This is a genomic window from [Clostridium] citroniae WAL-17108, from assembly GCF_000233455.1.
Classification (GTDB): Bacteria; Bacillota; Clostridia; order Lachnospirales; family Lachnospiraceae; genus Enterocloster; species Enterocloster citroniae.
Genome location: NZ_JH376429.1, coordinates 68445 through 80749 on the forward strand (window position 1 = coordinate 68445; position 12305 = coordinate 80749).

Below are 12305 nucleotides of genomic sequence, written 5' to 3' on the forward strand. Positions count from 1 at the left end.
CTCAAATATCCCAATCCTGAATGTCTTTGTCTATGTTCTCGCAAAGCCTGATATCAATACTGGTGGTATATGTATCTGATCTGACCTCTTTATCCCCAATGATAAGGTCGCTTAATATCTTCAGCGCCATGTACCCCTGCTTTTCCGGGTCCTGACAGATAACTGCATCAATGACCCCCTTTTTCACATAGTCAGTGACAAATGCAGAATTATCATAACATATGATCTTAATATCCCTGCCCAGGTTCTTCACCTCCACAGCCTTGGCAACTCCTTTAATCCCATATCCGGCTATGAAAATGCCGTTGATCCTGTCATTGCCCTCCAATGCCTTTAAGGTCTCCCTGAATGCTATCTCGTCATTTTCCTCCACCTCCAATACGCCGGCCAGACTGATCCCGGGATACTCCTCTTTGATCTTGGACTCAAACCCATTCAGCCTCTGCATATGGGCCATAATATACCGGTAGCCTATGGTCACCAAAAACTCCCCTTTTTTCCCGGTGAACTTAGCCAGCAGCTCCGCAGCCACCCGCGCGCTTTTTTCATGGCAGAACCCCACAAAGCAGTCCCGATAACCGCGGCTGATATCCGTGCTGCAGGTCACGATCCTGTGGCCGGATTCTCTGAGTTTTACAAGCTTATCAATTACAACCGGGGAATTGATCGCGTTTAAGGCAATCCCTGCAACCCCCATATCACTCATTCTGTCTAATAGCTCCACCATCTCCTTTTCTTCATGGGTATTCATGCAGAAAATGTGGGTCGTGATACCATACTCATTCAGGGCATCCCGCATCTGTTCCGCTCCCCTTTTCAATTCCTCAAAAAACGGATTGGTAATGGGTTCAATAATGAATCCAAGCTGCATGTTCTTATTCCTCAGCACCAGCGCTTTTCCAAGGCGGTTGGGTTTGTAATCCAGAGATTCTGCAATTGCCATGATCCGTTCCCGCGTCTTTGCACTGACCCCCGGCTTGTTGTTAAGCGCCCGGTCAACGGTTCCGATGGAGGTATTAGCCATTTTCGCAATATCTTTCATAGTCGTCATAGTGCTCATCCCTCATTTCCATTTGTTTATTGTGAACGATTACGTTATATTCTCCTATGTATACCTGAAAAACATGGTCATTAATCCACTTTTTACCATGATTTTCATCTTATATTTTCGTGAACGTTCACGTTTTCTGTCTTTAACATATCATTTTTCTTGGTCATTGTCAACATTAATTTGTTTATTTTCGTCTTATTTATAACATTTTTGTCATATTCAGGTTGTTTTAAAAGTATGTAAACGTTATTTGCTTATAGATTTACCTGTTTTTATCCCTGCCCATGAGTAAGATATACAAAAACATGCACCGGCTTTGATCAGCGGCGCATGTTCTGTGTACATTATGTGTTTTATATGTTTTATGTGTTCCGTGTATTTTGTTTCCGGTGCTTATCTATCCGTCCATTGCAGGGATTCCGCCAGGCGTTCAAATGCTTCCATATCCTCCTGGCTTTCTATCATAAAAGACCGTTCCAATTCAATGAACCGTTCATTTTCCTGATCCGGGATAAAATACCGGAACATTGTGGACTTGATGGTCATCAGCCCGTCCTCCGTCTTAAAGACCAGCTTCATTGCCTTCTGCCCGTCAAAATCCATGTCCTCTGCTTTTTCCAGGCAAAACTCATTCCCCCGTTTCAGGCCGTATTGCTCAATGGTGCGGTCGTACATTTCCAGCATCCACTGGCCAAAATCAGCGGCATTTCCCTGATCACTGTAAAATTGCCACATTTCCATTGGAGTTTCCCCTATGTAAACACCGTAGCGTTCGTTTCCATCTCCGTCATAGCATATGAGTCCCACACGCTGGTCATTATCATTTATCTCATAGTAATCCCCGGGCCCGCTGCCCTTGGACAGGTCAAGACAGAATCCGTATTCCGTGTGATAAAAGGTGGTTCCGTCAATATAGGCCCGGCCCATGGCGTCCTGATTGGGGTCATAAGATCCTCCATAGTCTGCAAAATCCGCCTGTGTCCCGCTGCTTCCGTTCCAGTCCCAATCCCAGGGAACCATATCCACAAAATCATCGCCATGCTGGAAAAAAACAGTTACATCTTCATCGATCACCTTTATGTCCGGACCGCTGTAAAAGGAAAGGGTTCCCAGGTATGGGTAATTTGTCCTGCAGTCTGAAAAAAGAAGCAGGCCGCCTGCAAAGGATTCACATTGAACCACATTTTCCAGGAATAGTTTGGAGGAACCGGCTGTGGTGATGCGCATAAGATCCGGCGCAGACCGCTCCTTTGCGCAAAATGCAAAATATTCCCCCTGGCCTGTTTTAAGAAGGCCTTCAGTGGAAAAGTTCTCCAGTACCTTAACTCCATCACAGTACAGATCCTGAGAGGTGTTATAGTCTGTGTAAAATACAGATTCCTGTTCCTCTCTTACAAGATCCAGCTTCGTGCCGTTGGCGATGCACTTGGGGGACTGTCCCGGCAGGCCGCCCTTTAAATCAAATTCATAGATCCAGCTCTGTTGGGCCTGGTATGAATCATCCATTTTGGTCAGAGAGAGATAGACGGCATCCTCACTCCCCGCCAAATACCAGTCATAATCATTCACCCAGTTGTCCCTAATGTCCGGGACCGCAAACTCTGACACAATACCGTCAATTGCTGCAAACAACCGGCTCTTGCCACTCCCGTTTATATGGTAGAGGATCATAGCTTCCCCAGCCAGCCAATGTGGTTTCTCTATGAACTCCCAGACCATGGATACCTGGTCGGACAAAAGCTTCTTTTCCCCCTCTTTATAATAGTACAGGGAATTGATTCCATCCTCCCCATAGACCGAGTAATAAACACTGTCCGAACCGGAGTCCAGGTAATAGCTGCCGGCCCTGTCTGCTTTGGAAAGGATTTCCTCAACCGTTCCATCCTTATTTATCTTATCCATTTCAAAATAACACAGGTCCCCATCCTCCTGAAACCCGGACATATAAATATTGCTGCAGTCCCCATTTACCCCAGCAACCTGCACATCATCAGCCAGAAATTCCTCTTTACCGTCCCTGTACCTGTAAAGCCTTTCCTTTCCATGCTCCCCTTTCCGTGTAAAGCAGATGACAGCCCCGTCCTCTGAAGGATAAAAATTATACACATCTTCAACTTCCAGGCAGCTGCCTGTCTGAGGCGTGTAGGAATACAGGTCATACTTTTGTTCAGAAATATCATACGGTTTCCGGGATGACAAAGCCTGACCTGCCTGCTGTTTTAAATCCACCTTAACCGGTACCTGGTATAATAGCCGGTTCCTGCACATTACAGTGTATGCATATCCGTCATATAACACCTTTGCCGTCCCATCCCTGTCATTGACAGCAATCAGCTTCTCATCCACACTGAAATTTTCAGATTCCATCTCAAAGTTGAATACGAGAAAGCTTCCATCTTCGGATATCTTAACATCATAATAATCCTTCAGGTTTGCGCAGGGGCCCGCGCCCTTCATGACCACGGACGGGTTCTCTCCCTCATCCATTACCCTGTTCACATCCGCTCTCATAAGATCTGTGTTCTTTATGTAATAGACATAGGCCGGGGCGGTTTTCTGATCCCATGTGTCCTGATTTTGTGCCTTCTGATCCCGTTCTTCCTGCCCTGCTGCTGCGCTGTCCTCTGTTCCGTTTTGTCCTCCACTCCCATTTCCCTGGTTTGTCCCGGTCCCGCTCTGGTTTGCGGACGGAGCCGTACATCCCCCCAAAGACATTACCGCTGCCATTACAGCACAGATAGACAACACTATAGCTGTTCTTTTTCTATCCCTTCTCTTCCCCATAGGTTTCCTCCTGATTCCTTGGAATTTTTGGTGACCTGTCTTTATTATATCTTAATTTTTAAAAACTTTGTTGAAAATAATTTTATATCAGGATAAAGTGGATTTGCGGAAGACAGCAGACGAAAATCAAAAGGAGATGATTGATATGAACAGAAATGTATGGGAGCAGCTCCCTGACCTGATCCAAAAAGAATATGATAATATCCGCGGCCTGGTAATTATCCGGAATGGATCGATCATACATGAATCGTATTATGGAAATAAAGGGCCGGATGACTGCATCCACGTTGCCTCAGTAACAAAAAGTATCCTTTCCGCACTTATAGGCATTGCTGTAAAACATGGTTATATTGACTCCATTGACCGGAAGGTCATGGAATTCTTTCCTGAGTTTATATTCACTGATCCCAATAAAACCCGTTCCCGGATCACGCTGAAACATCTGCTTACAATGACAGCCCCCTATCCCTATGAGGATTGGCAGGAACCCCTGGAATCACTTTGCACCTCTTCCGACTGGGTCAGGTTTACGCTGGATATGCTGGGAAAAGGAGGGGAAACGGGCGCCTTTAAATATTCCACAGCCAGCGCTCACCTTTTGTCCGCCGTTCTTTCGAGGACCACAGGGAAATCCGCCAGGGAATTTGCCAATGAAATGCTGTTTCGCCCCATTGGAATGAGATCTATTCCTGACTATCCCATGGACGGCTTTGGATATGAGGATTTATTTGGCGCAAAGCTGAAGGGATGGCCCCATGATCCCCACGGCATTACCACCGGAGGATGGGGACTCACCATGACGCCGCGGGATATGGCCCGGTTCGGTTTGCTGTACCTTAACAACGGCTGCTGGGACGGAAATGAGATCCTGCCCCAATCATGGGTCAGGGCTTCCGCGGCTGCAAATCCCCATCAATATGGGTATATGTGGTGGCTTTTTCAGGAAAAGGACATATCCGCTTTTGCGGCTATGGGAGATGGAGGGAATGCCATCTTCTGTATCCCTCAATTGGATATGGTGGCCGCTATTGCATCTGCGTTCATCCCCCAGCCAAAAGACCGCTGGATCCTGATAAAGGAGTACATACTGCCGGCTGTAGTTACTGGATCTTTCCAATGCCGGGATAGTAGCGGAATAACACCCTAGCCAGAATATCCTCTTCCGGGACATAGGGATCTTCCCAGAATCTGGCATCGGACGAGTGGTTTCTGTTATCCCCCAGCATCAGATAACACCCATCCGGCACTTCAAAATGATAGGTATTAGACTGCATTTCCTCCGGAAGATAGGTTTCCTCCAAAGGAATCTCCGACTGGTTGATATACACATGGTTATCTTTTATATCCACAGTTTCTCCGGGCAGTCCAATGATACGCTTCACCAGCCTTGTCTTATCCCTGCCCGGCTCTGTCTTATGGTCAAAGATCACAATATCTCCCCTCTGGGGATCTTCCCCAAACTGATAAGCGAGCCTGGAACCAATGATCCTGTTTCCTGCCATGATGGTATTCTCCATGGAGCCGGAAGGAACCTGACTGTTGGCAATGATGAACCTGTTTAGGAAAAATGCGATCACGGCTGCTATGAGAATAATCTTAACCCACTCCATGATCTCATGCTTCAGGTTAAATGGCGCCGGGTCGGCTGGATTGGAAGAATTGGATGTCTGTTTTATTTCTTTCATAATGTCTCCTTTGTTGCTGTATTACATATTATGACATTGGATAAGTTTATCACGGATTTCCGGAAAAGTCCTTACCATTCCGTTAAATCCGGTTTCCAATTTTCTGAATATTGATAGGCGGTCATGATAACGGCGAGAGCTGTCAGGTGTTGTCCTGGATTATCCTGCATGTAAAGGAAAAAGGAGGCAGCTTTGGTATCTTTCTCCCATATGATATTAAAACCCCCGGAGAGCTGCAACTCTCTGGGGGGTGTCTGTGTACCATTGGGATACAATCGCTTTTCTTTTCTGATTTCATAGATTGGCATGGATATCACACTGCTCTAAGTTATTCCTCTTCAAAAGGAAAAAGAAACCCCAGGGAGGTGCAACTCCTTGGGGTTTCGCTTTGCGTCCAGTAGACACAACCACTTTTCTCAGCTAACATTATAGTACGCCAAGGAAAAGAAAATGTCAATAGTTTAGTAATGATCAAAATATTGATTCCAACCACCAAACATATTCAGATCTTCTATGACGTTTTATTCTATCAGCATTTTCTTAGAACTTCCCAGCCTTAGCCGCTTCTTCCCTGGAAACAGGAAACCTTGATTTTTAGCCATTCTTTTATCAAAAGTATAGGAATATTCAAGAAGTAAACGACATTTCTACACCTTTTTATACACCGTTTCACCCTGTAGTACATTATTCGAATTATCAAGGATCTTTTCTCCATTTGAATCCTGAAGAGGGTCAAGAAACGAATATCGCTCCGGATAATCGGCAAATGCTGTTCCCACAATCTGCGTCCCGTCTGCTCTGTGAGCCGTATAACCTCTTAGCAGAGTTTCTTCTGTCACAGTATCCCCAGTCAAATCTATGAGGGTTCTGCCGCTGTAAACGACTTTATTTGTAGCCATTTAAGCCTCCCTCCTACCCGATAGTTACCGTAGTACCTCCAGCGGGATTCTCGCTTTCGTTATATGGGATTGCTTTGACTGTAACCTGCGATAAGTAGTTATATCCTTCCTCAGAATTCGGAAGCACTGTCTGCTCCTTTGTAGAAGGTGTAACTGTCTTTGCCTGTGGTTTGGCATCTTCCGTACCTGACATAGAACCTTCTACACCAAGCAGAGTAATACCCTCTCGAATATTATCCGGAATGATTTTCTCTTTTTCTGCTGCCGAAATCCCAACTTTACCAGAACCATCGTGATGTCCCTGCGGAATGGTGTACTCTTCATCCTTTGAAGAAATTGTACCTGTCACAGCTCCGTTATTCTTCATGGTTCCCGTCAGTTTCTGACCTCGTACATACGCGGTCTTTCCCTGAAGAATTTCAGCAACAGCGGCTGTTGCATCAGAAGAATCTACGTCATATTCACAAGTACCTGTGATCGGCTCCCCTCCTTTGTCATGGGCGGTAAAGCCGGAAAGAATCTTATCAGCGGTTACGGTATCGCCGGTCAGGTCGATCAGTGTCTCTCCACCATAGATTACTTTGTTAATAGCCATATTCTCTCATCCTCTCTTTTGGAAATAAAAAAAAGAACGGTTTCACGCTCTGTCCGCTTGCTACTCATCTTTATTTGCCTGCTTAATGATCTGATTTACATAGGTACTGAGACCGGCCATTAAAATTCCCTGAACAATTGCGATAAATATAGCCATTGCAATCTCCTGACCACTCCCTAATGGAGAAGTGGCCAAAACCCAGATTCCGCAAAGGACGATGCCGCCGACACCGAGGATCAACGGAATATACTTGTCCTTGATTGCCTGAGTCTGCTTCAGACCCATACCGCAGAAGTAAAGGACAATCGCCACAACGATTAACTCAGGCTGCACATAGTTCATAATCTGTTCCATCATTTTAATTCCTCCTACTGATTTTCTTGAATATAGGTTGATTTGTGAATAGGCAACTTATTGATCTCCTGCATGACTTTCTTAGCTGAGCCATTTCCGCCCATCTCTTCATAGGGCTTGTAGAGATAATCGTGCAGATTTTCATATTCGTCCTGCGTGATCCATCCCCGCTCGATGTAGGACATTCCCAGATAGATAATTCTATCGTGAGCAAGACCAATCAGCATCTGCGTCCTCACATCTTTTTTCTCACTTTTCTTCTGGATATACGCCCAAAAACCAGAAGAGGCGACGACTGCACACACAATCGTCACCACCATTTGAAACCATGGTTCCATTTTAGTATCCTCCATAACTATTTGATTTTATCGGTTATGATCATCCTTTTGCTGATGATTGTAATCGACTTTTCAAATAAATCTTCATAGAGACCTATCAAATTTTTTCTTTGTTCCTTCGACAAAAGTTTGTAAAAGCTTCCCATCCAGCCCCGAAACATATTCTCTACATTTTCATACGTTATCTCCTCGTTTTTCACTTTGACGGCGAGTTTCTTGAGCTTTCTGCGCATCGTAGTAACCCGCTTCGGATTGATTCGCTTAATTACCTTTCCGGAATCTGTTAAACTGTATTTTATTTGCAGAAATTTGTACGTGCTGGAAATCTTCACAATTCGAGTTTTCTTCTTATTGATATGGATTCCATATTCTTCTGCAATTTGATGAATATGATCTAGCAGATCAAAGAGTTCTTCTTTACTCGGATTCATGATATACCAGTCATCCATGTATCTTCCATAAAACTTCTGGCTTCTTACATATTTGACGTAATTATCAATCCGATACGGATAATAAATCCCGATGACTTGTGATAGCTGGTCTCCAATATTAACCGACTTCTCCATCCACTTTTCGCCTGTCAGCTTTGACTCTGGAATGTTCCTATAATCTAACTTGTTGAAAGTGTCAGACATACATGTGGCATATTCCTCGTCCGTCATGTAAGAAACATCGATTTTAAATCCGTCAAAAATCTGTGTTAGCAACCAGTCAATGAATTCGTCATCATCGAACAGCTTTAACAATTCCCGTTTGGCAATTTCATGAATGATATTATCGTAAAACTTGGAAAAGTCTCCGAACAATATCCATCCTTCATTTCCATACAACCGATAGTATTTACGGAGATGAACTTCGAACCTGTCCCGCTGATGAGAGATACCTCTTCCTTTAATCGAAGCACAATTGTCATAGATAATATGCTTCTTCACTTCCGGAAGCAAGACTTCATCGCATAAGACGTGCCTAATAATGCGATCCCGAATTTGAATACTTGTAATAGGTCTTACTCGGCCTCTCTCAAACAACGTGAATTCCTGTGTCGGTCCATTTTGAAGGGTCCGATTCATCAGATCATCTTGAATGGAAAAGATATACCGAAGAAAATTCAGCATGAATTTCTGGGTAGTCTCCTTCCATTTGCTGGTTTTGACAGAAACCTTGTAAGCCCTATACAAGTTGTTGGCGTCACAGATAATCTCCTCATAGTTCATAAATCATTCACCGTGATAGCAATACTTACCGTAGTAAATTGCGTCCGGCTTTGCTATTTATCCGTTCGGAAAGGACAATGTCTCCTTCTCTGTTGGTTAGGCAGAGAATCCGGACGAACTCCATTAGAGTTCGAAGCGTTGTTGTAGTTCGTATTGCCATTGTTGTTCACATTAGCGAAATTAGCCGAAGAAACGACGCATAAATTAGACATTACCCTCTTAACTGTGACTTGATTCGGTTATCTCGTTGACGCCACTTCTTTATCAATCCGATTTCTCGGTCGATAGCTTTAACATAACGACTGTAGAGATTAACGTCCACTTCGAATATCTCAACGATTCGTTGCAGCTCTTTTAAAAGCTGCTCGCAGTTTACTATGGCTGTATTCTGATAATCTCTTCTTTGTTCATACTCGTGTAGCGTAGTTGGATAGATAGAGTTTGCTGCTCGAACATTACTGGTCAGCATAGAAGCCAACTGATCAATACGATTTTTGTAGTTCAGCATCAAATATCTATACCTTGAAAAATCTTCTGTCGCATCCTTTCCGTGAGCATATCTTACTCGGACAAGCTGATCCAAGTCTTTCACTCCGAAACTACGCTGCATGAAATCAATCAACATATCATGTAATTCGATGGAATATGTAATTGCTTCGAATTTAGATTCAGTCCGATCACTCACAAGAACACTCATGCATAATCCTTGTCTGTGATCTCTTTGAATTCTTCTTCCGTAATCCAGTTCTTTTTCACTGCATTCCGAACCCGTACTTCATTCCACATACCCAAATTGTAGTAGCGTTTTACCTTGTCGTAATTCTTGCTATGTTCCATAACTGTTTCCTCCTTTTATAGTTCGATTTCAGACATCATGGCAACATATTCGATATCTGACTGCATTTTAACAAAGGCCAGCTCTGTTTCTGGAACCTCCCGCAAGACAAACCAATACTTGTCATTGACCTTGGTAATCTGGACAAGTTCCATGTTCATGTGAACTTCATCCTTTTCTCCATCGTTGATTGTTACGATCGAACAATTTCCGTCAAAAACGGACTCATTGATTTCCGATGAAGATATAAAGTTATTACCGTTCAACCTCAAATTATCAAGAACAGTTTCATCGGACAGAGTAATCTTATAAATCTTATCCTCCATTTTGATTCACACCTTTCATTTAGATTTTTCTTTTTTTATAGCACAGATTGTTGTCACCTGTGTACGGTTTTCGTGGGGGCACAGGGCCCCTGGATTCAGACTAACCAATAGCGAAGACCGGACGAACCCCATAAGAGTCCGAAGCGACGTAGCAGGTCGTATCGCCACCGTAGTTCACACCAGCGAAAACAGCCGAAGAAACGATATCTCTGAGCCAGAACGTTGCACGATTTGAGATCATCTTCGGAACCACCGTAAACAAAGCAAGCTGCGTCTTTCCGATCGTATAACGGTTCACAACGACCGTACCATCTCCTGCCGGAGTAAAGACAAGGCTTCCGTACATCATAATTTCATTCGGAAGTTCCAGCGTAGAATCAAACCAAGCACCAGCCGAAGGATATCCATTCGAAACGGCGTTTGTCAGATATTCACGGTGGGTGAGAATCAAGTCACCAAAGGCACTCGCCGCCAACGTTTTCGCCTGCGCCAGATTCTTGGTGTACATTTTAGAACCAACATAGCCGCCGGTTGTGATGTTCGTCTCATTCATCTGTGCGTTGTAAAGAGGTTTATCCGGCATGATAACCAGATGGGGCGTGGTGAAAGCCGTATCGCCGCAATTATACCAGTAATCAAAATCTACGATTCTCCATGTATAGCTGCCGATAGACCAGTAATCTCCAAGGAAAAATCCTTTGAAGGTTCCGTTCTTGATATTTGCCTTCTGGTCGTCTGTAATAACGCTCCCCAGATTTTTTCCTCTGTAAATCATGCGGCGCTGCTCCTTCGGAACAAAAGCGTCCAGAATTGCAAAGAGTGCATCGTCCGCACCAATCGCTTTGTTCCCTGCTGCGGTGCCAATCAATAACTTATCATCCGCAGACAACGTATTGATTTGCGTAAGTTCCGACAGATTGACGCCGGAAATGAAATCCTGAGAACTGGTAAGCCCAATCAAGGATTTAATAAAATCAGTCACCATAATTGTTTTGGTTCCATTGTTACCATCAATCAAGACGATGTTGCTTTCATCTAGTGTCTGGACCTTCTGATAATCCGTAATTTTCATCTCGATATGTCCTCCTTTTACCTAATACAAAAAATAACGCGGCCATCAATTGGCTGTCCGTTGCTATCCAGAATTAAGGAGCTGGAATATGCACGCGCCACAATCGGGTCCACGTTACTATCAATGATAGTTCCTTCTGATGAATCGAGAAGATTATCGTAATTCTCGTATCCATTGTCATAAAGATTGTTGTATACGGTGAATTCCGTCCGAATCCCCTCTACAATTTCTTCAAGAATCGATGTCCTTTTTTGTAACTCTAATATCTGGTTTGCCAGATTTGCTTCTACATCCTTCGAAAGAGTATCCTTCAACTGCTGGAACCACTCATCAAACAATGCCTGAGCATTTTCTCTCCATGCAGCCATTTCAGATGTATTATTGTTTGTGTACTCGTTAAACCAGGTCGCCCATAACTGTTTCCAGTAAGCACTTGTTTCCTGCATATCTGCCGTTTGAGCAGCATACCAGTCGTTCCATTGTTTTTCCCATGCCAGATAAGATTTCTGGATTTCTTCCGTCTGGGTGCTGAACCATTTTGACCACTGGTCTTTCCAGAAAGCATTTGTCGCTTCCATATCAGATGTCTCTTTTTCATAAAATGCATCCCACTGGTCTTTCCACTGAGCAACCAAGGCGTCAATGGACATTTTCTCCAGTGGAGCTGTTACGAACGGACACTCCGATGTACCAACAGCATTGGTGATATTCGCCTGACGGATGGATGTAACGCCAGAATTTACCTGAATATAGGCCAATGGATACTGCCAACGGTCGGTCGTGCTAATCATTGTTGGTTTCGCTGGATTAGTAGCTGGCGTACCTTTGATGATTTTAATCGCATTTGCACGAACAGATTCACGAGCATCTACTTCCAAAACAACCACATCAATCCGATTTAGAATAACTTCCGATTGTGGTACAGTCAAAGGAAGCAAGGCGTCATTCAACGTCCATGTATGATTAAACCAAGCTCGACCAATTCCGACATTCACCATCATGCCAGTAGACTCTTTCACCATCATAGCAGTCCCAACATGCTGCAAAATGCCGTCACGTATGATCCCGTCAAAAATGCTTGACATTTGAATGGCATCGTATCTCCGATCTTTATTCTTTGAGTTATAGAACCCATAAGTGACACTCATTTTT

15 protein-coding genes are annotated in these 12305 nt (G+C 44.0%); 1 reads left to right on the forward strand and 14 read right to left on the reverse strand.

Annotation, left to right across the window (positions count from 1 at the left end; genetic code table 11):
* Position 1: 1 nt before the first annotated feature.
* Positions 2-1051, reverse strand: a complete 1050-nt coding sequence (locus HMPREF9469_RS24950) for a LacI family DNA-binding transcriptional regulator (RefSeq protein ID WP_007868682.1) — start codon at positions 1049-1051, stop codon at positions 2-4.
* Between the two features lie 393 nt (positions 1052-1444).
* Positions 1445-3835, reverse strand: coding sequence for a hypothetical protein (locus HMPREF9469_RS24955; protein ID WP_007868683.1), 2391 nt, complete (start codon positions 3833-3835; stop codon positions 1445-1447).
* Positions 3836-3980: 145 nt separating this feature from the next.
* Between HMPREF9469_RS24955 and HMPREF9469_RS24960 the strand changes: the two genes are divergently transcribed.
* Positions 3981-4982 (forward strand): serine hydrolase domain-containing protein, encoded by a 1002-nt coding sequence (locus HMPREF9469_RS24960; RefSeq protein WP_007868686.1) that lies wholly within the window; start codon positions 3981-3983, stop codon positions 4980-4982.
* On the opposite strand, the gene lepB is transcribed toward HMPREF9469_RS24960, so the two are convergent.
* The 12 genes from lepB to HMPREF9469_RS25020 all read right to left on the reverse strand — a co-directional run bounded on the left by lepB (position 4936) and on the right by HMPREF9469_RS25020 (position 12301).
* Positions 4936-5445 (reverse strand): signal peptidase I, encoded by a 510-nt coding sequence (gene lepB, locus HMPREF9469_RS24965; protein WP_227884703.1) that lies wholly within the window; start codon positions 5443-5445, stop codon positions 4936-4938. The two genes, HMPREF9469_RS24960 and lepB, sit on opposite strands and share 47 nt — an antisense overlap.
* Before the next feature lie 146 nt (positions 5446-5591).
* Positions 5592-5828: a hypothetical protein gene (locus HMPREF9469_RS24970; RefSeq protein ID WP_040417297.1), complete on the reverse strand. Its 237-nt coding sequence runs from the start codon at positions 5826-5828 to the stop codon at positions 5592-5594.
* 339 nt (positions 5829-6167) lie between these two features.
* On the reverse strand, positions 6168-6419 hold the full coding sequence (locus tag HMPREF9469_RS24975) for a hypothetical protein (RefSeq protein ID WP_006780975.1): 252 nt from the start codon (positions 6417-6419) through the stop codon (positions 6168-6170).
* A gap of 13 nt (positions 6420-6432) precedes the next feature.
* On the reverse strand, positions 6433-7014 hold the full coding sequence (locus tag HMPREF9469_RS24980; protein WP_007868688.1) for a hypothetical protein: 582 nt from the start codon (positions 7012-7014) through the stop codon (positions 6433-6435).
* A 60-nt stretch (positions 7015-7074) separates the two neighbouring features.
* Positions 7075-7371: a phage holin family protein gene (locus HMPREF9469_RS24985; protein WP_007868689.1), complete on the reverse strand. Its 297-nt coding sequence runs from the start codon at positions 7369-7371 to the stop codon at positions 7075-7077.
* Positions 7372-7382: 11 nt separating this feature from the next.
* Positions 7383-7706 carry a hypothetical protein gene (locus HMPREF9469_RS24990; protein ID WP_006780978.1) on the reverse strand — a complete coding sequence of 108 codons (324 nt, stop codon included), beginning with the start codon at positions 7704-7706 and terminating at the stop codon, positions 7383-7385.
* 17 nt (positions 7707-7723) lie between these two features.
* The gene (locus HMPREF9469_RS24995; protein WP_007868691.1) at positions 7724-8920 is read right to left on the reverse strand and encodes a reverse transcriptase domain-containing protein; all 1197 of its coding nucleotides are present in this window, start codon (positions 8918-8920) and stop codon (positions 7724-7726) included.
* Positions 8921-9131: 211 nt separating this feature from the next.
* Positions 9132-9617: a hypothetical protein gene (locus HMPREF9469_RS25000; protein ID WP_007868692.1), complete on the reverse strand. Its 486-nt coding sequence runs from the start codon at positions 9615-9617 to the stop codon at positions 9132-9134.
* Positions 9614-9757, reverse strand: coding sequence for an XkdX family protein (locus tag HMPREF9469_RS25005; RefSeq protein ID WP_007868693.1), 144 nt, complete (start codon positions 9755-9757; stop codon positions 9614-9616). The genes HMPREF9469_RS25000 and HMPREF9469_RS25005 overlap by 4 nt, the downstream gene beginning before the upstream one ends.
* Positions 9758-9772: 15 nt before the next feature.
* Positions 9773-10081 (reverse strand): hypothetical protein, encoded by a 309-nt coding sequence (locus HMPREF9469_RS25010; protein ID WP_007868694.1) that lies wholly within the window; start codon positions 10079-10081, stop codon positions 9773-9775.
* Positions 10082-10181: 100 nt separating this feature from the next.
* Positions 10182-11153 carry a hypothetical protein gene (locus tag HMPREF9469_RS25015; RefSeq protein ID WP_007868695.1) on the reverse strand — a complete coding sequence of 324 codons (972 nt, stop codon included), beginning with the start codon at positions 11151-11153 and terminating at the stop codon, positions 10182-10184.
* A gap of 17 nt (positions 11154-11170) precedes the next feature.
* Positions 11171-12301, reverse strand: coding sequence for a hypothetical protein (locus HMPREF9469_RS25020; protein WP_007868696.1), 1131 nt, complete (start codon positions 12299-12301; stop codon positions 11171-11173).
* Positions 12302-12305 lie beyond the last annotated feature (4 nt).

What these genes read in the sequence shown, in the direction of transcription:
- HMPREF9469_RS24950 (WP_007868682.1), bottom strand. Translation starts at nt 1,051, where the DNA reads ATGACGACTATGAAAGATATTGCGAAAATGGCTAATACCTCCATCGGA.
- HMPREF9469_RS24955 (WP_007868683.1), bottom strand. Translation starts at nt 3,835, where the DNA reads ATGGGGAAGAGAAGGGATAGAAAAAGAACAGCTATAGTGTTGTCTATC.
- HMPREF9469_RS24960 (WP_007868686.1), top strand. Translation starts at nt 3,981, where the DNA reads ATGAACAGAAATGTATGGGAGCAGCTCCCTGACCTGATCCAAAAAGAA.
- lepB (WP_227884703.1), bottom strand. Translation starts at nt 5,445, where the DNA reads ATGGAGTGGGTTAAGATTATTCTCATAGCAGCCGTGATCGCATTTTTC.
- HMPREF9469_RS24970 (WP_040417297.1), bottom strand. Translation starts at nt 5,828, where the DNA reads ATGCCAATCTATGAAATCAGAAAAGAAAAGCGATTGTATCCCAATGGT.
- HMPREF9469_RS24975 (WP_006780975.1), bottom strand. Translation starts at nt 6,419, where the DNA reads ATGGCTACAAATAAAGTCGTTTACAGCGGCAGAACCCTCATAGATTTG.
- HMPREF9469_RS24980 (WP_007868688.1), bottom strand. Translation starts at nt 7,014, where the DNA reads ATGGCTATTAACAAAGTAATCTATGGTGGAGAGACACTGATCGACCTG.
- HMPREF9469_RS24985 (WP_007868689.1), bottom strand. Translation starts at nt 7,371, where the DNA reads ATGATGGAACAGATTATGAACTATGTGCAGCCTGAGTTAATCGTTGTG.
- HMPREF9469_RS24990 (WP_006780978.1), bottom strand. Translation starts at nt 7,706, where the DNA reads ATGGAACCATGGTTTCAAATGGTGGTGACGATTGTGTGTGCAGTCGTC.
- HMPREF9469_RS24995 (WP_007868691.1), bottom strand. Translation starts at nt 8,920, where the DNA reads ATGAACTATGAGGAGATTATCTGTGACGCCAACAACTTGTATAGGGCT.
- HMPREF9469_RS25000 (WP_007868692.1), bottom strand. Translation starts at nt 9,617, where the DNA reads ATGAGTGTTCTTGTGAGTGATCGGACTGAATCTAAATTCGAAGCAATT.
- HMPREF9469_RS25005 (WP_007868693.1), bottom strand. Translation starts at nt 9,757, where the DNA reads ATGGAACATAGCAAGAATTACGACAAGGTAAAACGCTACTACAATTTG.
- HMPREF9469_RS25010 (WP_007868694.1), bottom strand. Translation starts at nt 10,081, where the DNA reads ATGGAGGATAAGATTTATAAGATTACTCTGTCCGATGAAACTGTTCTT.
- HMPREF9469_RS25015 (WP_007868695.1), bottom strand. Translation starts at nt 11,153, where the DNA reads ATGAAAATTACGGATTATCAGAAGGTCCAGACACTAGATGAAAGCAAC.
- HMPREF9469_RS25020 (WP_007868696.1), bottom strand. Translation starts at nt 12,301, where the DNA reads ATGAGTGTCACTTATGGGTTCTATAACTCAAAGAATAAAGATCGGAGA.